Source organism: Bradyrhizobium manausense, from assembly GCF_018131105.1.
In the GTDB taxonomy this organism is placed as follows: Bacteria; Pseudomonadota; Alphaproteobacteria; order Rhizobiales; family Xanthobacteraceae; genus Bradyrhizobium; species Bradyrhizobium manausense_B.
This window is the reverse complement of sequence record NZ_JAFCJI010000001.1, coordinates 2810033-2836260: the sequence shown is the minus strand read 5'-3', so window position 1 is coordinate 2836260 and position 26228 is coordinate 2810033. Positions and strand designations below refer to the sequence as shown.

Genomic DNA, 26228 nt, shown 5'->3' with positions numbered 1-26228 from the left:
GCTGGACTAGCTCGAGCGTGCGAGCTCGAACGAGCTGTTTGTAGGTTGCCTTGACCTCCAGCATCTCGACGGCTTCACGATGGGTAATGAGCCGGAGCCTCACATTCGCGCCTAGACGACAAGCTTGCTTACTGAACAGGGCGAGAGCCGCTTGGGTGAGGATGGGAGCCGCTTTGCGGTGAAGTGGCGCCCAATTCGAAGGCTCTTGCTCGAGCTTGGTCGTGTTTACGCGGTCGCGATCGGACACCGCGTAACCATGTTGGCACGGACTCTGATCGCGTAACCATCTGGCCACGCGGCCGCTCGCAAGGGCTTGTTCATCCAGCTCCCTATTGGAGAATGAGCTCGACATCACGACCCCCGTCTCATCGCGGCAGCCATGAGATCCGGGTAAACCAGATCAAGTGCGCCCATCTCGTCCAATTCTGCGTCCACCTCCGCGGACGTCATGCGACCTTCTTTCAGAGCGAGCCCCAATCTGGTGGCCTCACTGATCACCCAGTGCCCCTGCGTGATCATGTAGCGTAGCCCCGCAAACTGAAGCAGGATGCGGATTTTCGGATCAGTTACTCGCAGAGGATGGTCGTAATCCTCTTGAGCGAGGTCGCAGGATTGAATGGCGGATTTGTTCATTTTGAAACCTCACAGGCCCGTGTCCGATTGGTGTCGGCCCGACCGCTTTTTTGGAAAAGCCCGCTAGGGCAGCGCTTTTGTGGAGATCAGCTTGCCGTCCCGGCGACGGGCAGCGAACGAAGCCATGCTTCTGCGGCGTCTCTGGTAATCAGGGACTTCGCACCTGCCTTGCGCAGCGCGAGGCGGCCGGCTTTGATTTCTGCGTAGGCCATGGTCCTGCCGATGCGCGCCCAGGCGCAAAATTCGGCGATTGTCATTGCGCCGCCGGGAATGACCGACTGACTCAGATCAGCAGCAAGATGGGGAGACATTCAGCACGTCCTTTCGTATGCGCGCGATTGCGCTTGACGTGCTGCGAAGTGCCACGAACGAAAATTCGCCGGCGACGACGAAAATTCGCGGCGTTTAGGGTTTCGGCGAATTATTGGGGCGGCCTGCCGGCTTTCCGGCCTTGGCCGGACCTTTTGATGGCCTCACGAACGGGCTCGCGCGTTGGTGCGTAACCCTCATTTTGCAACGCGTGGACAACCGCGCTTTCGGTTATAATCGCGCCGGCAGTGCCAAGCTTGGCGATGGCGCCGTTGATGGCTGCGGTGCTTGGGCGACGTTTTATAGGCGGTGGCGCCGGCATGCCGCCACCAAGCACTCCTAGAAAGGCCTCTAAAGTGGTCGTCTCTGTCAGTACATCGTACCAGCGCGATGGCTTGGCACGGTCCTTGATTTCGAAGTCCGCCGCCAGATCAAAATCCTCGTCCTGCACCTGATGCAGGGGAGTGAAGCAAAGCATATCGTGGTCAGTATCAAATCCTCGAGGCGCCACGACCGTCTTCCCAGCTCGCGCCTCAAACCACGTCGTCGGCACGAGATCATGCGCTTTAGCTGACTCCGTTCTGAGGCCGCTGAACTGTAAGTGCCCGACTCTGGCTGCCTCGCTCATGCCTTCTTCGGTCACCAGGCCGATCGCGTCGGAAAGGCTCCAAGCACTAGGTAGTTGGAGCAATATTGTCTTGGCCCTCAGTTCCATCAGAGAGGTCCCGGCAACGAGATCGAACGCGTCGCTCAACGGGATCCAATTTCGAGTCCTCATCATTGCTGCTCGTGGGGCTTAATCGAGCCAGCGCGTGTCAAGCGGAACGCGCGCCGACAATTCAAGCCGTGGGTCAGCTCCACAACAAGGGCAATGTGCCGCGACACGGGTGAACACCAAGTGCTGCTCGATCTCTCACCTTGTTCTTCGGCTGCTTGCTCAACCATGCGAGCCACTCAGCCGCTTCCACGAACTGACACTTTGAAGCGCTAGAACTGTATTCACCCGCGCCCCGTCATCGTAACCACATTCCCGCTCTGCGGTGGCACCAGCGGCACGACCGCCGCGCGGGCGAGAGCTTCTAAGGCCGTGGCGATGTATTTTGCGTAATGCCGCTCGATCATCGTCACGGACGTATTGTGGAGTTTTGCAACCTGCTGAATGGGTAGGCCGTTTCGCAGGCCGCGGACAATGCTGGTGTGCCGCAGGGCATAGGGAATGACCTCTGGTAATTCGGCGCGGTGGCGGATCGCGCGCCACGGGCGCGTCAGTTCCGCGGTTTTCCAAGGACCGCGCTCTGACCTCTTCCAAGTGATGCTGTGGGGCTGCTGCTCGTAGCTCCAGCGCTCGAACAGGGGGGCCTCTTTTGGGCGGCCTACGATCGCCGGCAGCAGGACCTCGATCACGTCGTCGCCCACCGGAATCGGAACGGAGCCACCGTTGCCGCCGCGTCCCTTGTAGGAGCCCGGCATCATTAAGCGGCGCTCCTTGAGTTGGGCATCGCTGACGCGCATCCGCCGCACCTGCGCAAACCGTGCGCCGGTGGCGGCAAGGCAGATCACGAGCCGGTAAAGGTCACCCTCACTGTCCTGCTCCGCATCGATCTCGCCCGCCGCACGAAGCAGATTGCCGACCTGCGCGTCGGTGAGGATCTGGTTGTCCCGCGCGATGGATGCATCGTCATCATCATCGATGCGCTCAGCCTTGAAGCCGTCCTTCACAATCGCGAGGAAGGTAGGGTTGAGTTTCTTCTGCTCCGCGGACAGCCGCGGCCATGCTGCATTCAGCGCAGCCTTGAGGTCGTTCGAGAGCCGATGCTTCGTCGTGGCTTTCAGTTCTTCGGGCAGTTCGTCGCGCCAAGTCAAAAGGTCATCTTCCTTCAGCGCGTGCAACTCGACAGCGGCAAGAGGGGCGGGCGCGATGGCTTTCTGATTACCCCGTTTCTCCTGGCCGAGAACATAGCGTCGCAGCCGATGTCCGGCGTCGGATCGAACTTCACGCCCCGACCTTCGGCTATCGCGAGCATTACGCTCTTTGATGTAGGCCTCGACCGCCGTCTGCACGGTTGGCGCCGGACCGGCAGCTTGCGCGGCAGCTTCCGTTCTGGACCGCGTGACGAAGTCCCGCGCCTCCTTCGTCGCCTGGTCGAAAGTCAGTGTCCCCTCGGCGGGCTTGTCGTTGATGTCGTTGGCGATGCCGATCGGCGCCTGCCGGTAGTCGGCACCGTCAAAGTGATTGCGCCAGCGCACCAGCCACACACCGCTGCGTTTGCCCCTGCGATAGCCGAGGTGAGCCTCGGTATCGAGCCGGCGCCAATGCACGCCAAGGCCCAGCCTGGAGCGCGCCTTCGCCGTCGTGATCTGCGCCTCTGTGAGTGTCTTCGCCATTGGCATCCGTCCCAAAAGTCGTCAAATATCCGTCAAATATACATAGGCGTGCGGCCGGGAACAATGGCGGACGCAGATTGCGTAAGACATTGATTTTATTGAATAGTGACGAACGACGGCGAACGGGCAAATAAAAAAATCCCAGCCCTCTCAAGGCTGAAACAGGGGTTCGATTCCCCTAGGGAGCGCCAGCGCCTTCAATGCGCTGAAGGCCCGGGCGTTGAAGTTGCCCCGGCCCGACCGTTTCTCTGAAAACCGCCACTAGGATAGCGCTTAAGTTGCGGAGGGGTGGACCCGCGCGCTTTGATCCAATGCGTGTTGGGGTCGTGTTAGGCTCCGAGTTGGTTCTCAACCTCTCGGAGGCACATGGCGACATTGATCCCTAGCCTCGGCTTCGCACGCTTCGACACACGTGGCGAGCTGCGACTCGCTGAGCGCCTCAAGGACTTCCTCGAAGAGAATGCCGTCGTTTGGCACAATCTGCCGGTAGGCCCGCGCAGCCGGCATCCGGACTTTATCATCGTTCACCCGGCGAACGGCCTGCTCGTGCTTGAGGTGAAGGATTGGCGCCTGGAGTCGATCGTGTCGGCCGACAAGATAAAAGTCGAACTGCTGACGGCTCGCGGCATGGTGCGTGAGAGCAATCCGCTGGAGCAGGCGCGCAAGTATACGTTCGATGTCGTGCGCACGCTGGAACGGGATGGGCAATTGCTGTTTCCGTCAGGTCATCGCTTCATGGGCAAATCCATCGTTCCGTTCGGCTTCGGGGCCGTGTTCACGAACATCACGCGCCGGCAGTTCGATCAGACCGAACTCAAGGAGGTGTTCGCCGAGCACCTGTGTGTCTTCAAGGATGAAATGACCGAGGGCGCGGACCCCGAAGGATTCCGCGCTAGATTGTGGCGCATGGTTGCTCCGCGTTTCGGAGAGCCGCTGTCGATGCCGCAGTTCGACCGGCTGCGTGCGCTGATGTTTCCCGAGATCCGCATTCGGCAGATTGCGTTGCCGCTGGACGAAGCCCCCGCGCCCGATCCGTCCGACCGGACGCTCGCGGTCATGGACATGCAACAGGAGCAGATCGCGCGCAGCCTCGGCGAGGGCCATCGGATCATTCGCGGCGTGGCGGGATCGGGCAAAACGCTGATCCTTGCCTTTCGCGCCGAGTATCTGGCGCGCGGGGCGACAAAGCCGGTGCTCATCCTGTGTTACGCCAATGGCATCGCGGGCCGGCTCGAAGACGCCATGCAGGCGAGGGGCGTGGAGCACCGTGTTCAGGTCCTCACCTTTCATGGCTGGTGTTACCGGATGCTGCGGACCTACGGGATTCCCGCTCCATCCGAGCGAGATTATCCGGACTACGCGCAGCGACTGGCTGCGAGCGTCTCAGAGGTGGTCAAGGCTGTCGATCAGGGGCACATCCCGATGGAACAGTACGACGCTGTCCTGATCGACGAGGCGCACGACTTCGAGCCGCAATGGCTCGCGCTGGCGGCCAAGATGGTGAACCCGCGCACGAAGGCACTGATGGTCGTCTACGACGACATACAAGCTATCTACAAGGGGCGTGAGCGGCCGGTGTGGAAACAGCTTGGAATCGAAGCGACCGGCCGGACGACGGTGCTGAAAGTCAACTACCGCAACACCGCGCAAATCGTTGCCTTTGCGCGACGCTTCGCTGCGGACGTGATCGGTGCTCCCGGCACGACGGCCGATGATGAGCACCCCGTACTGCTGCCGGAAGATGCGGGCCGGCAGGGACTGGCGCCGGACGTGCGGCAGTGTGTGAGCATCGACGCAGAAGCTCACTGCGTCGCCGAGTGGTTTCTCGGGCGGAAGAAGGCCGGATACGAGTGGCCGCAAATGGCTTGCCTTTATCCGGAGCACTGGATCGGGGAGCGGGTCGCTCAGGTCCTCGCCAAGCATGATGTGCCAATCGACATGGCCAAAAACAACAGGAACAGAATTTCGACGAAGCGTGCCGCTGTGCGTTTCTTGAGCATGCACACAGCGAAAGGACTCGAGTTTCCGTGCGTCGCTATTGCGGGGCTGGGCCTGCTAGGTCGTCACGGCGAGGAGATCGAGGAATGTGTGAGACTGACCTATGTTGGGGTGACGCGGGCGACTCACGAAGCGCTTTTGACGTACTCAAGTGAATCGGCGCTCGTGCAGCGATTGATGGCGTAGGGACATGTCTTGAAGTCACCCTCCCGCTATTTCGATTTTGGTGTTTCAACGCGCTGGGTGAGTCTGTGGCATTGGCGATCAACATCCGAGCCGACAACAGTTCGGCAGACGAGATCGAGCGGTTGTGGGACCAGGTCGGCGCGTTCGAGGCCACGCCATCGATGCGCGCGCTCCGCTACCGTCCGCATTTTACATTTGCGATCTATGATGGGCCCGCGGTCGACGAAGAGACCGCATGGACTGCCATGCTGGCGGCCGTAGCCGGTGAAACGCAACTGCGTATCGCGTTCGAGCGAATCCGCTGGTTCGAAGGGTCTCCGCTTGTGCTCTGGGCGGAGCCGTCGGTCGACGAGGCCTTGGCTCGCATCCATCGCGCTGTCAGCGCGACTATCGATCCAGCGCATTGTCGACCTCATTACCGGCCCGGTGCGTGGACGCCGCATTGTACACTCGGCACCGGCATCGCCGACGAACGGCGCGATGATGCCATTGCCTTTGCACGGGCGTTCGATCGTAGCATCGAAGTGATGTTTGATGTGGTGGATTGCGTCGTGTTTCCGCCTGTGCGCATCGTCGCCGAGCAGAGGTTGGCCCCATAGTTGGTTGTCGCTTCATGACCGGGACGAACGGCTGGTCCGAAATGCAACCTCCGGGCCTTAGGGTCCGGAGGTTTTTGCGTGTTGATCCAAACATTATTGCCGGATCAGCCGGACCAGGTCCTGCCTCAGGAGATAGAACGAGACCGCAAGCAGGACGACGTCCTTCATGAGGAAGGGCACGTCACCGGTCATCGCGGGGAAACCTCCCGCGGCGACGTCCCAGCCGTCCGGCATGAACGGAATGATCGTGACCGTCGCGATGAAGGTGCCGGTTGCACCGAGCGCACCGAGGATGCCGAGCCGCTTGTCCCAGAAGCCCGCGAGCAGCAGGGTGCCGAATGTCCACTCCGATGCCCCCAGGAAATAGCTGGCGCCGGCGTGGCCGAACACCGGATAGAGCCACCAGATCAGCGGGCCGTTGCTGATGAACGGGACCAGTCTTTCGAACTCGTACGGAAACCACTTCTGGTAGCCGAAGAAGAGAAACATGATCACCATGGAGGCCCGGACGACGTTGTAGTCGAGATCCTCCGCCAGCAGGCCGGAACTCTCCAGCGCGCGGACAAACGGTTTTCGAGCGGTGTTGGACACCGCAGCGGTGTTGGAAAATCTGGTCATGACTGCGATCCTTTCATGGAGATCAGACGGGCGCGGTCGCTTCACGCGACCGGGGGGAAGTCGATCTCGGTGTCGTTGATACGGTTGAAGACATTGGTGAAGACGGTGGTCGCGAAGGCGAGGCTGATCTCCACGAGCTGAGCATCGCTGTAGCCGGCGGCCTTGATCGCGGCGAAATCCGCGTCGCTGACGGTGCCGCTGGACTGTGCGAGCTTGCGGACGAAACCGGCCAACGCATCGCGCTTGTCATCGCCGGTCGCCCGGCGCTCGCGAATCCGCTGCAGCTCTTCGGGCTTCAGTCCCGCGAGCTTGCCAAGCAGGCTGTGCGCCGCCACGCAATAGTCGCAACCGGCGACCTCGGAGATAACGAGCTTGATGGTTTCCTGGTCGCGCTTCGATAGCGAACCCGAAGCGAGCACGCTGTCGGCAAGCAGGACGGCCTTGAGCGCATCCGGCCCGTGGGCGCCGATCGCGGCAAAGGTGTTGGGCACACTGCCGATCGCCTTCTTGATCTGGCCATAGATTTCAGCGGTCGCGCCGGTTGCGGATTCGAGATGAGGAACGGAAAGACGGGACATGTTCGCACTCCTTGGTTCAGGTTGATGAGCGATTGCGGAGTGACATTAGGGTTCCGATTTGATACTTTAAATGCCATAAAGTCTCGATTATATGCTCAAATAACTCAAAACCGATCGGGAGACTGTGATGGATTGGCTGAGCCGGCTGTTCGAGATGATGCCGGTGCGCGGACGGCTCGACCTGCGCTGCAATTACGGTGCGCCCTGGCGCATCGATCAGGGGCCGGGAGAGCCGAACGAAATCCCGTATCACGCGGTGCTTGCCGGCTCGGCGATGCTGGACGATCCGACAGGGGGCCGGCCGCTGAAACTCGAGGTCGGCGACATCCTGCTGCTTCCCGGGAATCCCCGACACGTCATGCACGACGGCAGCGGGGCCGCGCCGCTGCCGGCGCACAACCGCGCGTCGCTCAATTTCACGATCAGCGAAAACCCCGGCTCGGACCAACGGCTCGATCTGTTGTGCGGACATTTCGCCATCGCGCCGCCGCACGACCGCCTGTTGCGCAGCTATTTGCCGCCGCGTCTCGTCGTGCATGCCGGCGCTGACGCCGGCGAAAGAGACACGGCGGGTCAACTCGCCGGCCTCGTCGCCCTGATGCGCCGCGAGTCCGCAGAGGATCGTCTCGGCGGCCGCGCGATGTTGAACGCGCTATCGAGCGCGATGTTCGCGCTGGTGCTGCGGCTTGCCAGCCTCACCGACGACGCGCCGCGCGGTCTGCTTGCCTTGGCCGGTTATCCGCGCCTTGCGCCGGCGGTGGCCGCTCTCTTCAACGAGCCGGCGCGCGCATGGTCGCTGCCCGAGCTCGCGCGTCTGTGCGGCATGTCGCGAGCCACGCTCGCGCGGCAATTCCAGGAGAAGCTCGGGCGCTCCGCCGCAGATCTCCTGACCGATATCCGCATGACCCTCGCAGCGAATGAGCTGAGGAAATCTTCGCTTTCGACCAGCGCCGTGGCGGAAGCGGTCGGGTATCAATCCGAAGCCGCGTTCCAGCGCGCCTTCAAGACTCACATGGGCATCACGCCGGCACAGTGGCGCAAAAACCGGGACCTTGGTCCGCATGATTCCACAAGGTCTGCAGCTTGATTTGTTCGGAAGACAGCGATCTTCCTACTCCGCGGTGCGAGCACCTCCTCAGTCGTTTCGAGGTCCAAGCACCGCTGAATGTATGTTTGCGCCAAAGACCTTCCCTGCGAGCATGATGCGCCCGCCTCGGTGGAGGTGGTCGCCGCTCGCGGAATCTGCCTTGATACGATTCCCAGCGTGGAGGAGTGTGACGATATGAGCGGTTTGGTGGTCTCCGGCGGTCGGGTTGTGGATCCCGCGAGCGGAATGGACGCGGTTGGCGACGTGGCGGTGGTCGACGGCAAGATCGCCGCGGTCGGCTCCTCGCTCGGCGGCGCCGAGCGGGTGATCGACGCGTCCGGGCTCGTGGTCGCGCCCGGCTTCATCGACTTGCACGCCCACGGCCAGTCGATCCCTGCCGACCGGATGCAGGCATTCGACGGCGTGACGACGACACTCGATCTCGAAGCCGGCGTGCTGCCCGTCGGGTCCTGGTATGAGCGCCAGGCGAGGCGAGGCCGCGTGCTGAACTACGGCGCCGCCACCAACTGGGCCTTTGCGCGTATCGGCGCGATGACCGGCTCGAACGCGGAAAGCTCGCTGGAGGCGTTCGGCAACGCCATGCGCGATCGCCGCTGGATGGACAATGTCGCGAGCGATGCGGAGGTTGCGGGCATTCTCGAGCGCCTCGCGCGCGGCCTGAACGAAGGCGGCATCGGCATCGGCATCTTGAATGCCTATGCGCCCGGCGCCGGTGTGCAGGAGCTGACCGCGGTGTGCCAGCTCGCCGCGAAGCAGGACGTGCCGACCTTCACCCACGTCGCCTACATGTCGCGCGTCGACCCCGAGAGTGCGGCGGAGGCCTATATCCGCCTGATCGGCTATGCCGGCGCCACCGGCGCGCATATGCACATCTGCCACTTCAATTCGTCGAGCAAGACCGACATCGAACGCTGCCGCGTGCTGATCGAGAAGGCGCAGGCGCAAGGGCTCCCCATCACGGTCGAGGCCTATCCTTACGGCACCGGCTCGACCGTGCTGGCAGCCGCCTTCTTCAGCGATCCGCAATTCGTCGAGCGCAACGGCACCGGCTACGATTCCGTGCAGCGCGTGACCGACGGTTATCGCTTTCACGACCGCGAGGAGCTCTTGAAGGCGCAAGCCGAGGAGCCGTCCTCGCTGGTGCTCTGGCACATCCTCGATACCGAGAACAATGCGCATCATCGCGATCTCCTCGACATGTCGGTGCTCTATCCCGGCGGCGCGATCGCGTCCGATGCGATGCCGTGGACGCTGGCGGACGGCAGCACCTACAAGGGCGATGCCTGGCCGCTGCCCGACGATGCCACCTCGCATCCGCGCTCGGCCGGCTGCTTCACCAAATTCATTCGCGAATGGGTGCGCGAGCGCAAGGCGATCTCGCTCCTGGAAGGCGTACGCAAATGCGCGCTGATCCCCGCAGAAATCCTGTCGCAGAGTACCCCCGCGATGCGCAGCAAGGGCCGGCTGGCAAAGGACGCCGATGCCGACATCGTCGTGTTCGACTATGAGAAGTTGTCGGATCGCGCGACCTTCACCGCGATGAACCGTGCGTCGGAAGGTGTGCGGCATCTCGTGGTCAGCGGCCAGGTGCTGATCAGCGACGGCGTGCTCGACGTCGATGCGCGGCCCGGCCGGCCCGTGCGCCGCCCCGTTGTCGGGAGCTGACCGATGCCGGTCCCCGTTCTCCTGGTGACGGGCTTTCTGGGGGCGGGCAAGACCACGGTCGTCAACCATCTGCTGGCGAATGCTGAGGGGCGGCGCATTGCCGCCATCGTCAACGATTTTGGCGCGATCAACATCGATGCGGAGTTGCTCGCGGGCGCGAGCGACGGCGTGGTCAGTCTCAGCAATGGCTGCATCTGCTGCTCGCTCGAGGGCGATCTTTTGCGCACGCTCTCGACCTTGCTGCGGCGTGATCCCAGGCCAGACTATATCGTCATCGAGACCAGCGGCGTTGCCGATCCCGCCGACATCGTCCGCAATCTGATGGACCCCGTGATCCTGCGCGAGGCGCCGCTGGAAACGGTGCTTTGCGTGATGGACGCGGCGACGCCGCCGGCGGCCCTCGACGATGCGCTCCAGCGTTCGCAGCTGCGCGTCGCCGATATCGTGGCTCTCAGCAAGCTGGATCTGGCGGACGAAGGCGCAGGCGCCCGGATGCGCGAGGCCATCCGCGCGCAGCGCGTGCCGGCCGTCATCGTCGATGCGAAGCACGGCGAGATTCCGTCCGCGCTGCTGTTTCCCGCGAGCGACCGCACGCCCGCGCCGCGCGAGCCGGGGCCGAAACGTCCGGCAGAAGATCGCTTCGAAACGCTGAGCTGGAGCTCCGATCGGCCGCTCTCGCTGCCGCGCTTGCAGCAGGCGATCGGCCGTTTGGCGCCGAAGCTGGCGCGCGCAAAAGGCCTGTTCGAAGCGGTCGAGCAGCCCGGGCGTCAGATGGTGTTCCAGTTCGCCGGCGGCCGGGCGACGCTTGCCCCTGGCGATCCGCCCGCACCAGGCGTGCCGCGGTCGCGGATCGTCTTCATCGCCGAACTCGGTGTGCTCTCGAAAGCCGAGCTCGACGCGCTCATGGACGGCTGTGTTGCTTCGGGTTGACGCGAGGCGATAGAGTCGATCGCGCCCAATGTCAGCCGCCACCTGTCATCTTGAGGCCTACAATGCCCCGGAATAGCTCCTCCGTTCCCGCCGACGCGGCCCTGCGCCGCGCTGCCAGGCCCGCCATTGTCTATCCGGCCGGGACGATGCCCGGGCCTGACATGGCTACGCTCGAATCCGCGCGGCAGACGATGGTCAAGACACACGAGCTGATCGTGCCGCCCCGCGATGCCCGTGCTTTTCGTGTGGCGCGCGGCCAGTTCTTTCGCATCGTCAGCATCGAAGGCGCTCAGGTCGGAGATCTCAATCTCTGGAACGCGGGCGATCTGGCCGAGCGCTTCTTCAGCGGCAAGACGCGGGCGCTCCATGGCACGCATGTCGGCCTCGGTGACCGGCTCTGGAGCACGATGCCTTGTCTTCGGCCGATGGCGACCATCAGTCACGATACGCTGGGCTGGTACGGCTTCGACGCTGATGGCGCCGGCATTCACGATGTCATCGGCACGCGCTGCGATCCCTACACCAATCTGCTGCTGAACGGCTCGACTTACGATTTCTGCTGCCACTCCAACCTGTCCCGCGCGCTTGCCGCCGAATTGAAGATGGATCCCGCTGCAGTGGAGCATCATGTCCACGATGTGCTCAATGTCTTCATGTGCACCGGATTCACGCAGGACACGCATCAGTATTTCATGAAGGCAAGTCCGGTCCGCCCCGGCGACTTCATCGAGTTTTTCGCGGAGATCGACCTGCTCGGAGCGTTGTCGGCCTGTCCCGGCGGGGATTGCAGCGCAACCCATTCCAGCGACGCCGCGGCGTGTCATCCGCTCAAGATCGAAATCTTCGAGCCGGACCGTGCGGCACTGAAGGGCTGGACCTGGCCGACGCCGAGCGCCTATCACCGTCACCACGGCGTGCAGGCGGAGGGCTGAGTCTTGGTCCTCCACCGCCAACCCATCCCTGGCTCGACGTGCACGCTCACGCGAATTGTGCGACGCCGCGTCCGACGGACCAGTTCTCCGCGGGGGCGTCGAGCACGTTGACGAACACGTCCTCGGGGCGAAGGCCCGGGTTGTCGCCGAGCAATTCCGCGATCCGGCGATACAGCGCCTTCTTCTGCTCCGGGGTTCGCGAGGCGAACACCGTGATCTGGATCAGCACGGCGTCGTCGCTGCGGTTGACGCCATAGGCGTTGCCGCAGCGGAAGTTGGTGGGCGACAGCTCGCTGATGGTCATGAACTCGTCGCCGTCAGGCACGTTCAACGCCTCGCGCATGGCGCAATAGAGGCCGTCGAGGATCGCCTGCCGATATGCGACGGGCTTTCCAGCGCGCATGGAGATGTGAAGGAGCGGCATGGGCTGGTCCCTTTGCATGCGGGGCCGTGCGGCCAGGCGCATGCAAGCGCCGGCCGTTCGGGCATTGACGAATGGGCTATCAATCCCAATTAGTTTTTGACACTATGTCTAGAAACACGTTTTTGACGTCGTGTCAAATACCTGCCGAAGTACGGGAGCATGCTGTGAGGCCGCGCGAATTCGACCACGACGACGTCCTGCGCATCGCGTTCGACCAATTCTGGCGCAAGGGCGTGCGCGGCACCTCACTGTCGGACATTGCGCGCGACGCCGGAGTCCAGCGGGGCAGCCTCTATAATGCCTTCGGCAGCAAGGAGGCGCTGTTTCTCCATGCTTATGATCGCTATGCCGGCGACTATCTCGTCGCCCTGCAAAAAGCGCTCGGCACGGGCTTGTTGCGCAAGCGCCTTACCGCGTTCTTCGACCTGACCATCACAAACTTCCGTTCGGGCTCGCCGCCGCGCGGCTGTCCGACGACGCGCGGGCTGATGGAGCTTGGCGCGGCTGAAGGCGAAGGGCTCGACGAAGACGCGCGGAAGGCTTTTGCGAACCTGGTATCCCGCATCACCGCTCTGGTTCAGGACGCGTTGTCCGCAGGCGCCGAGCGCGGTGAGTTCAGCGGCAACCCGGCGACTGCGGCGTTGCACATCATCACGGTGACGCGCGGCCTTGCCGTTCTCGAACGTGCCTTCGATGACGAGCCGCAGCTGCGCAAGATCGCCGCCCACACCATCGACCTCGTGCTCGGCAAGGGCAATCGCTAGGCGTCAGCAGACCGCAAGCGCGTTGACCGCCTGCGTGGCGGCACTCTCTTTCTCGGTCCCGACCAGCTGGCCGACGACGATCTTGAGCTCACCTGCCTCGCTCCGCCGCGCAACGGTCAGCAGCCGCATCAAGTCCGCCTCGTCCCTGGAGAGCCGGCGGCACGAGGGTGGCATGAAGCACAGATCGCAGGGGCGCCCGCTGCGCAGGATTCTGACCAGCGCGGCAACGCGGGAGACCAGCAGCGGGCTGTCGGAAATGCCGGGCGCTTCGTCGGCGAAGCGATAGGCGGCCTCCCAGCAATCGGAGGCGCCGGTCGCATAGGCAGCGCCAATGAACCGGAACAACGACAGCGCCGTGCGGCAGAATTCGTCGCAGCCTTCGACGCCTTGTGGCTTGTCCTGCATATGAACGATCCCGTCAGTGCAACGTGGGGCTTCCGACCAGCCAGCTCTTCATCGCCATGGTCCGCGCAATGTGAGGAGTCCTGACCTGTCGATCCGGCAGGATGAGACCGGCCATGCGGAAGATCGTTGCAAGTCCTCCGACAGGCGCGAGCGCCCAATCGACGCCGACGGGCGGCAGCCAGCTCTCGAACTGCTCGCGCGCGACATCGATGCGCTCGTCCTGCGCAGCTGCAATCGCGTGCAAGATTCCGTGCTCGCTCTCCGACATCTTCGGGCATGTGGGGCAATGCACCTCGATGGCCGTGTGCGCCGTGCACGCAAAGATCTCGACGATGGCCTCCAGTGAGGGCACGGCATCGCCGACGCGAAAATGGTCGTAGACCTCTTGAATGTCGGCCGCGGTGGGAACGGCGGTCCCGCTGCGCGCCTTGGCGCGAAATCCCCAGATGAGGAGCCGCTCGGCTGCGCACAGTGCGGGAAGGTCGAGCGACCTCGTGTATGTCGGTTGATGCATGGAGCTTCTCGCGTCTGGCTGCGCTCACGCCACTTTCCGGCGCCGATGATCTGCACCGATCGTTCCGCCGGGGCTCTCTGCAAGTCAACGCTCGGATGGGCGAAATCGAGGTCTTCTAGTTTTGAAGAGCTTTCATCTTGGACGCGGCCAACCTCGCAAGCCGTCCGTCTCCGCATGCTTGAGGCCTCTCCTCCCTCGCAGTCCTGCGGAGCTTGCGGGAACCCGAATGCTTAAGGCTTTGCTAAGGGGGACTGGGTAAAATGGTATATCAGCCCCGCCAATTCCTGTGAGCACCGATGATTTTCTCCCGCATCAGTTTCAAGCTGGTCCTCATTGTCGGCATCAGCCTCCTCGGCATGATCGCACTGGCGCCCATCGCGCTGTCGACAATGCGCAGCCAGATGATCGCCGACCGCCAGGCCAAGACGCAGCACATGGTCGATGTCGGCTACGGTATCCTCGCGCATTACCAGAAGCTCGAAAGCGACGGAAAACTCACGCGCGAACAGGCGCAGGCCGGCGCCATGGCCGAGATCAAGAGCCTTCGCTACGACAAGGTCGAGTATTTCTGGATCAACGACATGACCCCGAAGATGATCATGCACCCGATCAAGCCCGAGCTTGACGGCAAGGATCTCGCCGGGATGAAGGATCCCTCCGGCAACGCGCTGTTCGTCGGCTTCGTTGACGTCGTCAAGAAACAGGGCGCGGGCTTCTACGGCTACCTCTGGCCGAAGCCGGGCTTCGAGCAGCCGGTCGCAAAGATCTCCTATGTGAAGGGCTTCGCGCCCTGGGGCTGGATCATCGGCACCGGTATCTATCTCGACGACGTCGACGCCGTCTTCCGTCAGGATGCGATGACCTTCGGTCTCGTCTGTCTCGCAGTGTTGGTGCTCGTGCTCGGCGCATCCTTCGTGATCGGCCGCAGTGTCACCCGGCCGCTGGCGAAAATCACCACGCTGACCGATCGTCTCGCAGGGGGCGACAGCGCGTTCGATGTGCCCTACACGGAGCGTCGCGATGAGCTCGGCGCGCTCGCCAAGGCGCTTGCCGTGTTCAAGGAAAATGCGTCGGCGGTGGGCCGGATGCATGTCGAGCAGCAGGAAACCAAGCAGCGGGCCGACGAAGAGAAGCGCAAGACCATGGCCGATCTCGCCGGCAAGTTCGAGGCGAGCGTTCAAGCCGTCGTCCGCGACGTCTTCGACGAGGCACGCGCGATGCAGCAGGCAGCCCAGGGCATGTCGGAGACCGCGAACAAGGCGACCGACCGCGCCACCTTTGTCGCCACCGCCTGTCAGCAGGCCTCGAGCAACGTGCAGACGGTTGCCTCCGCCGCCGGCGAGTTGTCGTCCTCCATCACCGAGATCAGCCAGCGGGTCGCGCAGGCCGCAACGGTCGCCGACAAGGCGGCCGCCGACGGCCAGCGCACCAACGACACCGTGCAGGGGCTGGCTGCCGCCGCTCACAAGATCGGCGAGGTCATCGACCTCATCAATCAGATCGCCTCGCAAACCAATCTGCTCGCGCTCAACGCCACGATCGAGGCGGCCCGCGCCGGCGAGGCCGGCAAAGGCTTTGCCGTGGTCGCGAGCGAAGTCAAGTCGCTGGCGAGCCAGACCGCGAAGGCGACCGATGAGATCGGCGCGCAGATCACCGCGATCCAGGCCGAGACCAACCAGGTCGTCGGCAACATCGAGAGCATCCGCGCCACCATCATGGAGGTCAACGAGATCTCCTCGTCGATTGCAGCCGCGGTCGAAGAGCAGGGCGCGGCGACGCAGGCCATTGCGCACAGTGTGCGGGAGGCAGCTTCCGGCACTGATCAGGTCTCCCAAAACATCTCGGGCGTCACCGATGCGACGGCGGAGACCGGCCAGGCCGCGGGCCTCGTGCTGCAATCGAGCGGCCGGCTGACGGAGAAGCTGCAATCGCTCGAGAACGAGGTTAGCACCTTCGTTGCGGGTGTGCGGGCGGCCTGACGGGCGCGCCTGTTCGGTGTTTTTCCGCGTCACGGCATCGTCCGTGACGCGGACGAACTGTTTGTCTTGACATGACGTTCGCTGTGCTCGACCTGTAATGACGTCGGTCGAAGGCACATCTGTGCCCGAAAAGAAAAGCACGGGATGACGTCATGAGTGCAGGCCTCAACGAACAGGACTACCTCGCCACCCTTCGCGGCCTGTGGGAGAAGGCCTGGCCCAGGGGTATGCCGCGTTCGCCGAACTATCTGCACGGCGAAGTGCCGCTCACGGAATATCTGCGGGCCTGGGCGAAGCATAGCCCCGCGCGTCCAGCGGTGATCTTCTACGGGCACGTCACGACTTATGCCGATCTCGACCAGCAGAGCGATCGCTTTGCGGCGCTATTGCGAGAGAAGGGCGTGCGCAAGGGCGATCGTGTCGCCGTCTTCCTGCCGAACTGTCCGCAATTCCACATCGTGTTCTTCGGCATTCTGAAGCTCGGTGCGGTTCATGTTCCCGTGAGCCCGCTGTCGCGTGCATTCGAGCTGGCCTACGAGCTCACCGACACCAAGGCCGAGGTGATCGTGGCACTGGACCAACTCATCCCCGTCGTCGAGCAAGTCAGGGGCGAGGTCAGTCTGCGCGAGATCATCGTCACGAGCTTTGCCGATGTCGTGCCGGCAACGCCGGCATTCCCGACCCCGGAATCGATCTGCACGCCGCGCATCGCGATCTCCGGCGCGACGGACCTGTTGCCGGCGCTCTCCGCAATGTCCGCGGTGGCCCCGTTGCCGCCGCCCGGCCTCGATGAGATCGCCGCGCTCAACTACACCGGCGGCACCACGGGCATGCCCAAGGGCTGTGTCCATACCCATCGCGACATGGTCTATACGGCCGCCGCCAATTACGGCATCTCGGTGCTGTCGGACGAGAGCAGCGTCTTCCTGTCGTTCTTTCCGGAGTTCTGGATTGCCGGCGAGAATTTCGGCCTGATCTTCCCACTGTTCTCCGGCGGGACGCTGATCCTGCTGGCGCGCTGGGACGCCGTTGGTGCAATGGCCGCGATCGACAAATACAAGGTCACGATCACGGCGATGCCGGTCGACGGTGCGGTCGAGCTGATGGACCATCCGCGCTGGAGCGAATTTGATCTGTCGTCGCTGAAGCAGGTCCGCGTGGTCTCTTTCGTCAAGAAGCTCAATGCCGACTATCGCAAGCGCTGGAAGGAGCTCACCGGCACGATCCTGATGGAAGCGGCCTGGGGCATGACGGAGACCCACACCTCCAACACCTTTACGGCGGGCTTCCAGGACGACGATTTCGATCTCAACAATCAGCCGATCTTCGTCGGGCTGCCGGTCCCAGGCGCCGAGTTCAAGATCACCGATTTCGAAACCGGCGCGTTGTTGCCGCTCGGCACGGAAGGCGAGATCCGCGTGCGGACGCCGTCGCTGCTCAAGAGCTACTGGAACAAGCCCGAGGCGACCGCGGAGTCGCTGATCGACGGCTGGCTGCGCACCGGCGACATCGGCAACATCGACAAGGACGGTTTCCTGCACTTCCTCGGCCGTCGCAAGGAGATGCTGAAAGTCAAAGGCATGAGCGTGTTTCCGCCGGAGATCGAGGCACTGCTCGGCCAGCATCCGAAAGTGCTGGGCTCGGGCGTGGTCGGGCGCGACGACCCCGACAAGGGGCAGGTGCCGGTGGCCTATATCCAGCTCAAGCCGGAGGCGGTCGGCACCATCTCCGCCGAGGACCTGCGTGCCTGGTGCGCCGAGCGCATGGCCGTCTACAAGGTTCCGGAGGTGCGCATCATCGACGCGTTGCCGCTGACGGCGACTGGTAAGGTAAAGAAGCAGGACCTCAACCCGAACCAGCCTGCCTCAGTCTGAGTGAGAGACCGATGCCGTTCAAGAAGCTCCTGATCGCCAATCGCGGCGAGATTGCCATCCGCATTGCGCGCGCCGCGGCCGACGCCGGCATCGCAACGGTTGCGATCCATCCGGCTGACGACGCGTTGTCGCTGCATGTGCGCGTCGCCGATGACGCCGTGGAGATCGCCGGCCGTGGCGCGCGGGCCTATCTCGACATCGAAGCTGTGGTGAAGGCGGCGAAGGGCGCCGGTTGCGATGCCGTGCATCCCGGCTACGGCTTCCTCAGCGAGAACGCGGCGTTTGCAAAAGCCTGCGCAGATGCGGGCATCGTCTTCGTCGGGCCGAAGCCGGCCGCGCTGGAATTGTTCGGCGACAAGGTCGCCGCGCGGCAACTGGCAAGGCGTTGCGGCGTGCCGATCATTGCCGGCACCAGCGGACCGTCGTCGCTCGACGAGATCGCGGCGTTCTTCACTTCGCTCGGCAACAACGCGGCGATCGTGATCAAGGCGATGGCCGGCGGCGGCGGCCGCGGCATGCGCGTCGTCGAGAACGCATCAGATATCGCGGAAGCTTATGCGCGCTGCCAGTCCGAGGCCAAGGCGGCGTTTGGTTTCGACGGTGTCTACGCTGAACGTCTGATCCGCCAAGCGCGGCATATCGAGGTGCAGATCATCGGCGATCATCACGGTGCGATCTCGCATCTCTGGGAGCGCGAGTGCACCATCCAGCGCCGGCACCAGAAGCTGATCGAGGTGGCGCCGAGCCCCTCGCTGGGCGACGCCTTGCGCGGCCGCATCATCGAGGCTGCCAGGCAGCTCGCGACGGCTGCGTCGTATGACAATCTCGGCACCTTCGAATTTCTGGTCGACGGCACCGCCGACGACAGCTTTGCCTTCATCGAGGCCAATCCGCGGCTCCAGGTCGAGCATACCGTGACGGAAGAGGTGCTCGGCCTCGACCTCGTCCGCGCCCAGCTCGCGATTGCCGGGGGCGCATCGCTGGCCTCCCTCGGCCTCGCGCAGGGCGCCATACCGAAGCCGCGCGGCTATGCGATGCAGCTCCGCGTCAACATGGAGACGCTGGACGTGTCAGGCGCGACGCATCCGACCGGCGGCGTGCTTGCGGTGTTCGAGCCGCCGTCAGGCCCCGGCGTCCGCGTCGATAGTTTTGGCTATGCGGGCTACAAGACCAGCGCGGCGTTCGACTCGCTGCTGGCCAAGGTCGTCGTTCACACGCCGGGCGAGGCCTGGCACGATGTCGTGGCGAAGGCCTCGCGCGCCTTGCGCGAATTCCGGATCGACGGCGTGATCACCAACATGGCTTTCCTCCAGGCGGTGCTGGCGCATCCCGACTTCAGGACCAATCGCATCGCGACCGACTTCATCGACCGCAACATCGCAAAACTCGTCGAGGCCGCCGACGGTGCGGCCAAGCCGCTCTACTTTGCAGCGGTCGAACGCGGTGGCGCACACGCCGCTGAAGCAAACGTCGCGCAAGCCGTGCCCGAAGGCGCGGTAGCCGTCGCTGCGCCTCTGCAAGGGACCATCGTCGCCATCCAGGTCAGGGAAGGCGAGATCGTGCGCCCCGGCCAGCAGCTCGCCGTGATCGAGTCCATGAAGATGGAGCATCTGGTCATGGCCGAGCAGGGTGGCCGCGTGACGAAACTCATCGCCGGCGACGGCGTCACGCTGCTGCATGGTGAGCCGATCATGTATCTGGAGCCGCTCGACGTCGCAGCCGATCACGTGGCGGCGGAAGCGGACATCGATCTCGACCACATCCGTCCTGATCTGGCCGAGCTGATCGCACGCCAGGCCAACACGCTGGATGCGAACCGCCCGGCCTCGGTCGAGCGCCGCCGCAACACCAACCAGCGCAGCGCGCGCGAGAACGTCGACCAACTGGTCGACGACGGCTCATTCATGGAATATGGCAGCCTCGCGATCGCGGCCCAGCGGCGCCGGCGCAAGCTCGACGACCTCATCAAGAATACGCCGGCCGACGGCCTCGTCATGGGCGTCGCCACCGTCAACGCCGAGAAGTTCGGCGGCGACGCCGCGCGCTGCATCGTCGTGGCCTATGACTACACGGTGCTCGCAGGCACGCAGGGCCACATGAACCACAAGAAGATCGACCGCATGCTCACGCTTGCGGAGGACTGGCGTGTGCCGCTGGTGTTTTACGCGGAGGGCGGCGGCGGGCGGCCGGGCGATACCGACCGGCTTGGCATGACCGGCCTCGATGGGCCATCGTTCGTGCAGTTCGCAAGGCTTTCCGGTCTTGTGCCTGTCATTGGAATCGTCTCCGGTTATTGCTTCGCCGGCAACGCGGCGATGCTCGGCTGCTGCGACGTCATCATCGCGACCAGGAACGCCTCGATCGGCATGGGCGGCCCCGCCATGATCGAAGGCGGCGGGCTCGGCGTCTATCATCCGGCCGAGGTCGGCCCGGTCTCCTTCCAGTCCCCGAACGGCGTCATCGACATCGTGGTCGAGGATGAGGAAGAGGCGACCTCTGTCGCGCAGAAATATCTGTCCTACTTCCAGGGGGCGGTCAGCGACTGGGAGGCCGCGGACCAACGCCTGCTCCGCCGCGCCATCCCGGAGAATCGCCTGCGCGTCTACGACATCCGCAGCGTGATCGATCTCGTCGCCGACAAGGACAGCGTGCTGGAGCTGCGCCGCGATTACGGCGTCGGCATGATCACCGCCCTGATCCGCATCGAGGGCAAGCCGTTCGGCCTGATCGCCAACAATCCGCGTCATCTCGGCGGCGCGATCGACGCCGACGCCGGCGACAAGGCCGCGCGCTTCCTTCAGTTGTGCGATGCCTTCGATCTGCCGATCGTTTCGCTCTGCGACACGCCTGGCTTCATGGTCGGTCCGGAAGCCGAGAAGACGGCGATCGTGCGCCACGTCTCGCGCATGTTTGTCACGGGCGCGAGCCTCACCGTGCCGCTGTTCGGCATTGTGCTGCGCAAGGGCTATGGACTGGGCGCGCAGTCGATGATCGGCGGCGGCTTCCACGCCTCCTTCTTCACCGCGGCCTGGCCGACCGGCGAGTTCGGCGGCATGGGTCTGGAGGGTTATGTCCGCCTCGGCTTCCGCAAGGAGATGGAGGCGATCGCCGATCCCGAGGAGCGCGAGACCTATTACCGCAACAAGGTCGCCGAGCTCTATGCCAACGGAAAGGCGGTCTCGATCGCCTCGGTGTTCGAGATCGACAATGTCATCGACCCCGCCGAGACGCGGCGCTGGATCACTGCGGGCCTCCGCTCGGTGCCGAAACCGCCGGCGCGGACGGAAAAGAAGCGGCCGTGCATCGATACGTGGTGAGGGCGGTGCAGCAAATCAGAGCTGCTTGAGGCAATCTGCCTCAGCGTCGTCATGGCCGGGCGTGTCCCGGCCATCCACGCGTTGCCGCGCGTTCGAAAGAACGTGGATGCCCGGGACAAGCCCGGGCATGACGATGCGGGTACGGCCTGCCTCCATCCACGATCCCGGTTCCCGATTGACATCCCCGCCTGTGGTGCCAGACTTTGCACCATAATGCAGGGTGGAGACGTCCGCGATGGCCAGCCTTTCGGCCTCGAACCATGTCGCCCGTGTCTTGTCCGTGGCCAATCACGTGGCCGACGTCGATGCATCTTCGCGTATCGAGAACTCATGGCGGCGCTGCCTGATCAGCCACAAGCTCGATCCCGCCCGGCAGGGGCCGCCGCAGACGCTCACCGAGTCCGAGGTCCGTCACGTCGCTGAGCCGCTGGAGGAGACCATCCGGCTGCTCACGCCCGAGCTCGACGATCTCGCCCGCGTGCTGCGGGACGCCGGCTATTGCGTCAATCTGGCGGACGTGAACGCGACCATGCTGTTCAGCCGGCTGCCGGCCGAGGCCGACGCACGGATGTTCATGGACTGGAAGATCTATACCGGCTCGAACTTCGCCGAGACGTTTGAAGGCACCAACGGGCTGGGGACTTGCCTCGCGGAGCAGAAGCCGATCCTGGTGCATCGCGACGAGCATTTTCGTGCCCAGTGGCACATGTTCTCCTGCGCCGTCGCGCCGCTGTTCGACCAGGCCGGGCGTCTCGCCGGTGCGATCAACATCACCTCGTGCCGCGAGGATCTCGAGCGGGCCGCGCATCAGCTTGCGCTCTCGGTGACCATGGAAGCGACGCGGCGGATGGAGGGCGCGATCTTCCGCGATCATTTCCGCAGCGCCTGGATCGCGACCGTGCCGGGCGATGGCGGCAGCGGCCTGCTCGCCTATGACGACGATCGCCGCATTGTCGGCGCCTGCCGCTCGGCGCGCGCCTTGCTGGGCCTTACCGACGGACTGATCGCTTCAGGCATCGATCTGTCGCGCTACATCAAGCTCGACCATGCGCGCAACGCGGACGAGTTCGTCGAATTGCGTCGCGCCGATGGCCGTCCGCTCGGGCAAAGCCATGTCTCCCCTCCGCAGCGCGTCAAGTCCGCCACGCTACGCCGTGATGCGCCCGTCGATCGCTTCGATGCGCTGTATCGGCTCGCTGGCCGCGATCCGGGCCTGGTCAAGAGCGTGAAGCGCTTGCGGAGCATCGGCGATCACAATTTGCCGGTGCTGCTGCATGGCGAGACCGGCGTCGGCAAGGATGTGTTCGCGCGCGCGATTCATGCGGCGAGCAACAGGTCCCGCAACAACTACGTCGCGCTGAATTGCGCGGCGATGCCGGAGAGCCTGATCGATGCCGAGCTGTTTGGTTACGAGGCCGGCGCCTTCACCGGCGCGCGCCGCGACGGCTCGAAGGGTCTGATCGTGCAGGCCGACGGCGGCACGCTGTTCCTCGATGAGATCGGCGACATGCCGATCGCGCTGCAGACGCGGCTCTTGCGCGTGCTCGAAAACCGCGAGGTCTGGCCGCTCGGTGCGCTCAAGCCGGTGCCGGTGGATATCCGCTTGATCAGCGCCACCCATCGCGATCTCGGCCGCATGGCGGAGGAGGGGGCTTTCCGCGCCGACCTCTATTTCCGCCTGCGCGGCATGGAGGTGCGGCTGCCGGCCTTGCGCGAGCGCGCGGACCGGGATGACATCATCCGCCAGATCGCGCGCGAGGAGGCGCCGAACTGCCGCCTCTCACAGGAGGCCTGGGCGCAACTCGCGGCCTATCCCTACCCCGGCAACATGCGCCAACTGCGCCATGTACTGCGGCTCGCCGGCTGCACGGCGGAGGATGGCGTGATCATGGATGCCGATCTCGATCTGCCGCCGTTTGGTGGCCGGACAGCGCAGGCCGATCTCGAAGCGGCCGAGCGCGCCACGATCATCGAGGTACTCCGCAAGCACGGCGGCCGCGTGACGGAGGCAGCGCGTGCGCTGAAGCTCAGCCGCGCGACACTGTACCGGAAGATCAAGCAGCTGAAGATCGAGACAGCGCAGTAGCGATCTCTCTTTCCCTTTCCCACAAGGGGCGAAGGGAAGGGCACCGAACTTGTAGCTCGTCCTTACGAAAAATCCGTCCAGCTCAGATGCCGCGAATCGAGGTCGCCGACTGAAACGGTCTCGCGCATCTCCTGCGGCGTGTGGAAACTGCTGCGCAAGTAGACCAGCGGCGTCGCCGTGGCCAAATGTGTCGCGCCACGTACCTCGCCGACGAAGATCGAGTGCGTCTTGGTCTCGAACTCTTGCGCCAGCACGCAGTCGAACGCGGCGACAGCATCGGTCAGCACCGGCGCGCCCGTTTCACCGCGCGTCCACTGGCCGAAGGCAAAACGATCGTCGCCGTTGACGCCCTTCTGGCCGCTGAAGGTGAGCGCCAGCAGGGCGTGATCCTCGTGCAGGAAGTTGATCGCGAAGGCGCCTTCCTCGCGGATGCGGGTGTGCGCACTGGCGTTGCGGTTGACGCAGACGATCAGCGACGGCGGATTGTCCGACAGCGAGCAGGCCGAGGTCACCGTCAGTCCGGTGCGCTTGCCATGCTCGGCACCGACGGTGACCAGCGCAACCGCGCCGGCGCATTGGCGCATCGCCTGCTTGAAATCCTTTGCGTCGAGAGGCTTGGCATCGACCGTCACGCGGAAATCTCCGAAATAGAGGCGGGTGCGGCACGATTGCGCCGCACCCGCTGCGGGTCAAGCCGCCTTCTGCGCGGAGCCGAGATGCTTCAGGCGCGGCATCACCTCGTTCTTGAGCAGCGAGAGCGAGTGGTGCCAGGCTTCCGGCTTGTGCTTGTAGTCAAAGCCGAACACGCAGAGCACGCCGAAGCCGCCGACCTCGTCGTAGATCTTCTCGATCTTCTCGGCGACGGTGGCCGGCGAGCCGACGATCCAGTTCCGCTTGGCGCAATATTCGACGGTGACGTCGCTATCGGGCACGTCGGGCGCGTGCTTCAGATAGTCCTTGAAGCCGAAATGGCCGAGCAACGGAAGGAAGTACTCACTCATCATCCGGCCCATCATGTCGCCGGTGGAGAGCTTCCAGGCCTCCTCGTCGGTGTCGGCGACGAAGACCTCGCGCACCAGGCGCCAGTCCTGCCGGTTCGGCTTGCGGCCGGTTTTCGCGGCGCCGATCTCGACCGAATCCCAATGGCTGGAGACATAGGCCGGGTTGAGGTTGAGGCTCATCGGGATGAAGCCGCGCTCGCCCGCAAGCTTCAGCGTGTCCGAATTCTTCGAGAGCCCGGCAACGCCGATCGGCGGATGCGGCGCCTGCAGCGGCTTGATGTGCGGCTTGAGGAAATCGAACATCGTGTCCGGCTTGGTCACCGTCCAGAATTTGCCTTTGTGGGTGAAGGGGGCAGGTTCAGTCCAGAGCTTGAGGATGATTTCCAGCGCCTCGCGGGTCATGTCGCGGTTCTGCCCGCTCATGCCGTCGACGTTGAACATCGCCCAGTCGCTCGGCAGGCCGCTCGCCGCGACGCCGAAATTGAGCCGGCCCTCGGAGAGATGGTCGAGCATCGCGACGCGGTTGGCCAGCTCGGCCGGGTGGTGATAGGGCAGCAGGAAGCCGCCTGGTCCGATGCGAATATTCTTGGTCTGCATCAGGGCTTGCGCGATCAGCAGGTCCGGCGTGGGATTGGGTTCCCACGGCGCGGTGTGGTGCTCGCCGATCCAGGCCTCCTGGTAGCCGAGCTCGTCGAGCCAGCGCAGGACCTGCAGGTCCCAATCATGTCCTTCCTTCAGGCCGCACTCCGGCGGATGCGAAGGCATCGTGAAATAGCCGATCTCCATGGATTTCCTCATCTGATGTTGACGCGTCTTGCCGCGCGTTCCGGGGCGTAAACGAGACAGCTTCAGCAAGCGGTGTGCCAGCGCGCCCCTCGCCTCGGGCCCGCGAGAAAACGCTGGTTTGCGGCGGCAATTGCCGATATCCCGGGGCGGATTTGCAAAACCCCGTCTCATTGTCGCGAGACGGTGTCTTGGCGGTGAGACTAAGGATACGATTGGAAATGACCGAACCCGCTTACGTCGCGGTGGACTGGGGCACCAGCAGCTTCCGGCTCTGGCTGGTCGATCGCGCCGGCCAGGTGCTGGCCGAGCGCCGCAGCGATGAGGGCATGCTGGCGGCGGCCAAGGCCGGCTTCCCCGGCGTGCTGCAATCGCACCTCACCGCCGTCAGCGCGCCGGCTCATGTGCCGGTTCTGGTCTGCGGCATGGCCGGGGCCAAGACCGGCTGGGTCGAGGCCGGCTACGTCGACACGCCAGCGCCCTTGTCCGCGATCCTCGAGCAGGCCGCCCGCGTGCCGGGCACGGCGCGCGACATCCGCATCCTGCCGGGCATCGCGCAACGCGACGCCAAGTCGCCGGACGTGATGCGCGGCGAGGAGACGCAATTGCTCGGCGCCCTCGGCCTCGACGCTGCGGGCGAGGCGCTGGTTTGCATGCCCGGCACCCATTCGAAATGGGTGCGGGTCAAGGACGGCACGGTCGCGCATTTCTCGACCTTCATGACCGGCGAGCTCTTCAGCGTCGTGTCGCGCGAAACGATCTTGTCGCTCGCAATCGCCGGCGCCGAGGAGGCCCAGGATGCCAGGAGCTTCCAGGCGGCGGTGAAAGCCGCGTTCGAGGCGCCTGCGTTCGCCGCAAACCTCCTGTTCACCGCAAGGTCACGTCAGCTGCTGTTCGGCGGCACGCCCGCCGCAGCGCGCGAGACTCTGTCGGGCACGTTGATCGGCGCGGAGCTCGCGGCAGGCCTTTCCGGCGCAATGCCAAAGGCCGGCATCACGCTGATCGCGTCGGGCCGGTTGGCTTCTCTGTACCGGCAGGCGTTCGACGCGCTGTCGGTTATCGTGAACCCGATCGATGCCGATGAAGCGGTGCGCCGCGGCCTTTCGATGGCCGCTGCCGCGATCTGGACCAGTTAGGAAG

23 protein-coding genes and 1 tRNA gene are annotated in these 26228 nt (G+C 64.2%); 13 read left to right on the top strand and 11 right to left on the bottom strand.

The window, feature by feature from the left end:
* Nucleotides 1-351 precede the first annotated feature (351 nt).
* From JQ631_RS13530 to JQ631_RS13515, 4 genes are all read right to left on the bottom strand, one after another.
* Complete coding sequence (locus JQ631_RS13530) at nucleotides 352-633, bottom strand: hypothetical protein (RefSeq protein ID WP_212326830.1); 282 nt, start codon at nucleotides 631-633, stop codon at nucleotides 352-354.
* An 86-nt stretch (nucleotides 634-719) separates the two neighbouring features.
* Nucleotides 720-944 (bottom strand): MerR family transcriptional regulator, encoded by a 225-nt coding sequence (locus JQ631_RS13525; RefSeq protein ID WP_249160277.1) that lies wholly within the window; start codon nucleotides 942-944, stop codon nucleotides 720-722.
* Nucleotides 945-1054: 110 nt separating this feature from the next.
* Nucleotides 1055-1696: a hypothetical protein gene (locus JQ631_RS13520; RefSeq protein WP_212326828.1), complete on the bottom strand. Its 642-nt coding sequence runs from the start codon at nucleotides 1694-1696 to the stop codon at nucleotides 1055-1057.
* 245 nt (nucleotides 1697-1941) lie between these two features.
* Complete coding sequence (locus JQ631_RS13515; protein WP_212326827.1) at nucleotides 1942-3327, bottom strand: tyrosine-type recombinase/integrase; 1386 nt, start codon at nucleotides 3325-3327, stop codon at nucleotides 1942-1944.
* A 128-nt stretch (nucleotides 3328-3455) separates the two neighbouring features.
* On the opposite strand from JQ631_RS13515, the gene JQ631_RS13510 reads away from it, so the two are divergent.
* The 3 genes from JQ631_RS13510 (at nucleotide 3456) to JQ631_RS13500 (ending at nucleotide 6110) form a co-directional block, all read left to right on the top strand.
* Nucleotides 3456-3518: transfer RNA gene (locus tag JQ631_RS13510), tRNA-Glu, on the top strand.
* A gap of 175 nt (nucleotides 3519-3693) precedes the next feature.
* Nucleotides 3694-5511: a DEAD/DEAH box helicase gene (locus JQ631_RS13505; protein ID WP_212326825.1), complete on the top strand. Its 1818-nt coding sequence runs from the start codon at nucleotides 3694-3696 to the stop codon at nucleotides 5509-5511.
* A gap of 65 nt (nucleotides 5512-5576) precedes the next feature.
* Nucleotides 5577-6110 (top strand): 2'-5' RNA ligase family protein, encoded by a 534-nt coding sequence (locus tag JQ631_RS13500; RefSeq protein WP_212326823.1) that lies wholly within the window; start codon nucleotides 5577-5579, stop codon nucleotides 6108-6110.
* 93 nt (nucleotides 6111-6203) lie between these two features.
* Here the strand turns inward: JQ631_RS13500 and JQ631_RS13495 are convergent, their stop codons facing one another.
* On the bottom strand, nucleotides 6204-6728 hold the full coding sequence (locus JQ631_RS13495) for a YkgB family protein (protein ID WP_212326821.1): 525 nt from the start codon (nucleotides 6726-6728) through the stop codon (nucleotides 6204-6206).
* A 41-nt stretch (nucleotides 6729-6769) separates the two neighbouring features.
* Nucleotides 6770-7306 (bottom strand): carboxymuconolactone decarboxylase family protein, encoded by a 537-nt coding sequence (locus JQ631_RS13490; protein ID WP_212326819.1) that lies wholly within the window; start codon nucleotides 7304-7306, stop codon nucleotides 6770-6772.
* Nucleotides 7307-7433: 127 nt separating this feature from the next.
* Between JQ631_RS13490 and JQ631_RS13485 the strand changes: the two genes are divergently transcribed.
* The 4 genes from JQ631_RS13485 to JQ631_RS13470 all read left to right on the top strand — a co-directional run bounded on the left by JQ631_RS13485 (nucleotide 7434) and on the right by JQ631_RS13470 (nucleotide 11941).
* On the top strand, nucleotides 7434-8393 hold the full coding sequence (locus tag JQ631_RS13485; RefSeq protein ID WP_212326817.1) for an AraC family transcriptional regulator: 960 nt from the start codon (nucleotides 7434-7436) through the stop codon (nucleotides 8391-8393).
* 78 nt (nucleotides 8394-8471) lie between these two features.
* Entirely contained in the window at nucleotides 8472-10079 is a 1608-nt protein-coding gene (locus JQ631_RS13480; RefSeq protein WP_283841765.1) for an amidohydrolase family protein, read from the top strand.
* A 3-nt stretch (nucleotides 10080-10082) separates the two neighbouring features.
* A complete protein-coding gene (locus JQ631_RS13475; RefSeq protein WP_212326815.1) occupies nucleotides 10083-11009 on the top strand; it encodes a CobW family GTP-binding protein in 927 nt (308 codons plus the stop codon).
* Between the two features lie 62 nt (nucleotides 11010-11071).
* Complete coding sequence (locus tag JQ631_RS13470) at nucleotides 11072-11941, top strand: urea carboxylase-associated family protein (protein ID WP_212326814.1); 870 nt, start codon at nucleotides 11072-11074, stop codon at nucleotides 11939-11941.
* A 46-nt stretch (nucleotides 11942-11987) separates the two neighbouring features.
* On the opposite strand, the gene JQ631_RS13465 is transcribed toward JQ631_RS13470, so the two are convergent.
* Nucleotides 11988-12365, bottom strand: coding sequence for a tautomerase family protein (locus JQ631_RS13465; protein WP_212326813.1), 378 nt, complete (start codon nucleotides 12363-12365; stop codon nucleotides 11988-11990).
* Nucleotides 12366-12529: 164 nt separating this feature from the next.
* Here JQ631_RS13465 and JQ631_RS13460 point away from each other — a divergent pair, with 164 nt between their 5' ends.
* Nucleotides 12530-13129, top strand: coding sequence for a TetR/AcrR family transcriptional regulator (locus JQ631_RS13460; protein WP_212326812.1), 600 nt, complete (start codon nucleotides 12530-12532; stop codon nucleotides 13127-13129).
* Nucleotides 13130-13132: 3 nt separating this feature from the next.
* On the opposite strand, the gene JQ631_RS13455 is transcribed toward JQ631_RS13460, so the two are convergent.
* Together JQ631_RS13455 and JQ631_RS13450 are read right to left on the bottom strand one after the other, a co-directional pair.
* Nucleotides 13133-13534: a hypothetical protein gene (locus JQ631_RS13455; protein ID WP_249160274.1), complete on the bottom strand. Its 402-nt coding sequence runs from the start codon at nucleotides 13532-13534 to the stop codon at nucleotides 13133-13135.
* A 13-nt stretch (nucleotides 13535-13547) separates the two neighbouring features.
* Nucleotides 13548-14048, bottom strand: coding sequence for a hypothetical protein (locus JQ631_RS13450; protein ID WP_212326811.1), 501 nt, complete (start codon nucleotides 14046-14048; stop codon nucleotides 13548-13550).
* Nucleotides 14049-14344: 296 nt separating this feature from the next.
* On the opposite strand from JQ631_RS13450, the gene JQ631_RS13445 reads away from it, so the two are divergent.
* The 4 genes from JQ631_RS13445 (at nucleotide 14345) to JQ631_RS13430 (ending at nucleotide 23304) form a co-directional block, all read left to right on the top strand.
* Nucleotides 14345-16027 (top strand): methyl-accepting chemotaxis protein, encoded by a 1683-nt coding sequence (locus tag JQ631_RS13445; protein WP_212326809.1) that lies wholly within the window; start codon nucleotides 14345-14347, stop codon nucleotides 16025-16027.
* Between the two features lie 152 nt (nucleotides 16028-16179).
* A complete protein-coding gene (locus JQ631_RS13440; protein WP_212326807.1) occupies nucleotides 16180-17901 on the top strand; it encodes an AMP-binding protein in 1722 nt (573 codons plus the stop codon).
* An 11-nt stretch (nucleotides 17902-17912) separates the two neighbouring features.
* Nucleotides 17913-21218, top strand: coding sequence for an acetyl-CoA carboxylase family protein (locus tag JQ631_RS13435; RefSeq protein ID WP_212326805.1), 3306 nt, complete (start codon nucleotides 17913-17915; stop codon nucleotides 21216-21218).
* A 235-nt stretch (nucleotides 21219-21453) separates the two neighbouring features.
* Entirely contained in the window at nucleotides 21454-23304 is a 1851-nt protein-coding gene (locus JQ631_RS13430) for a sigma-54-dependent Fis family transcriptional regulator (RefSeq protein ID WP_212326803.1), read from the top strand.
* Between the two features lie 62 nt (nucleotides 23305-23366).
* Here the strand turns inward: JQ631_RS13430 and JQ631_RS13425 are convergent, their stop codons facing one another.
* Together JQ631_RS13425 and JQ631_RS13420 are read right to left on the bottom strand one after the other, a co-directional pair.
* Nucleotides 23367-23936 carry a flavin reductase family protein gene (locus tag JQ631_RS13425; protein WP_212326800.1) on the bottom strand — a complete coding sequence of 190 codons (570 nt, stop codon included), beginning with the start codon at nucleotides 23934-23936 and terminating at the stop codon, nucleotides 23367-23369.
* 57 nt (nucleotides 23937-23993) lie between these two features.
* Nucleotides 23994-25091, bottom strand: coding sequence for an LLM class flavin-dependent oxidoreductase (locus JQ631_RS13420; protein ID WP_212328598.1), 1098 nt, complete (start codon nucleotides 25089-25091; stop codon nucleotides 23994-23996).
* Nucleotides 25092-25309: 218 nt separating this feature from the next.
* On the opposite strand from JQ631_RS13420, the gene JQ631_RS13415 reads away from it, so the two are divergent.
* On the top strand, nucleotides 25310-26224 hold the full coding sequence (locus JQ631_RS13415; RefSeq protein ID WP_212326798.1) for a 2-dehydro-3-deoxygalactonokinase: 915 nt from the start codon (nucleotides 25310-25312) through the stop codon (nucleotides 26222-26224).
* Nucleotides 26225-26228 lie beyond the last annotated feature (4 nt).

Bases quoted from the DNA above. Each gene is read 5' to 3' on its own strand.
- JQ631_RS13530 (WP_212326830.1), bottom strand. From the start codon at position 633: ATGAACAAATCCGCCATTCAATCCTGCGACCTCGCTCAAGAGGATTAC.
- JQ631_RS13525 (WP_249160277.1), bottom strand. From the start codon at position 944: ATGTCTCCCCATCTTGCTGCTGATCTGAGTCAGTCGGTCATTCCCGGC.
- JQ631_RS13515 (WP_212326827.1), bottom strand. From the start codon at position 3,327: ATGGCGAAGACACTCACAGAGGCGCAGATCACGACGGCGAAGGCGCGC.
- JQ631_RS13505 (WP_212326825.1), top strand. From the start codon at position 3,694: ATGGCGACATTGATCCCTAGCCTCGGCTTCGCACGCTTCGACACACGT.
- JQ631_RS13495 (WP_212326821.1), bottom strand. From the start codon at position 6,728: ATGACCAGATTTTCCAACACCGCTGCGGTGTCCAACACCGCTCGAAAA.
- JQ631_RS13490 (WP_212326819.1), bottom strand. From the start codon at position 7,306: ATGTCCCGTCTTTCCGTTCCTCATCTCGAATCCGCAACCGGCGCGACC.
- JQ631_RS13485 (WP_212326817.1), top strand. From the start codon at position 7,434: ATGGATTGGCTGAGCCGGCTGTTCGAGATGATGCCGGTGCGCGGACGG.
- JQ631_RS13480 (WP_283841765.1), top strand. From the start codon at position 8,472: ATGTATGTTTGCGCCAAAGACCTTCCCTGCGAGCATGATGCGCCCGCC.
- JQ631_RS13475 (WP_212326815.1), top strand. From the start codon at position 10,083: ATGCCGGTCCCCGTTCTCCTGGTGACGGGCTTTCTGGGGGCGGGCAAG.
- JQ631_RS13470 (WP_212326814.1), top strand. From the start codon at position 11,072: ATGCCCCGGAATAGCTCCTCCGTTCCCGCCGACGCGGCCCTGCGCCGC.
- JQ631_RS13465 (WP_212326813.1), bottom strand. From the start codon at position 12,365: ATGCCGCTCCTTCACATCTCCATGCGCGCTGGAAAGCCCGTCGCATAT.
- JQ631_RS13455 (WP_249160274.1), bottom strand. From the start codon at position 13,534: ATGCAGGACAAGCCACAAGGCGTCGAAGGCTGCGACGAATTCTGCCGC.
- JQ631_RS13450 (WP_212326811.1), bottom strand. From the start codon at position 14,048: ATGCATCAACCGACATACACGAGGTCGCTCGACCTTCCCGCACTGTGC.
- JQ631_RS13445 (WP_212326809.1), top strand. From the start codon at position 14,345: ATGATTTTCTCCCGCATCAGTTTCAAGCTGGTCCTCATTGTCGGCATC.
- JQ631_RS13440 (WP_212326807.1), top strand. From the start codon at position 16,180: ATGAGTGCAGGCCTCAACGAACAGGACTACCTCGCCACCCTTCGCGGC.
- JQ631_RS13435 (WP_212326805.1), top strand. From the start codon at position 17,913: ATGCCGTTCAAGAAGCTCCTGATCGCCAATCGCGGCGAGATTGCCATC.
- JQ631_RS13430 (WP_212326803.1), top strand. From the start codon at position 21,454: ATGGCCAGCCTTTCGGCCTCGAACCATGTCGCCCGTGTCTTGTCCGTG.
- JQ631_RS13420 (WP_212328598.1), bottom strand. From the start codon at position 25,091: ATGGAGATCGGCTATTTCACGATGCCTTCGCATCCGCCGGAGTGCGGC.
- JQ631_RS13415 (WP_212326798.1), top strand. From the start codon at position 25,310: ATGACCGAACCCGCTTACGTCGCGGTGGACTGGGGCACCAGCAGCTTC.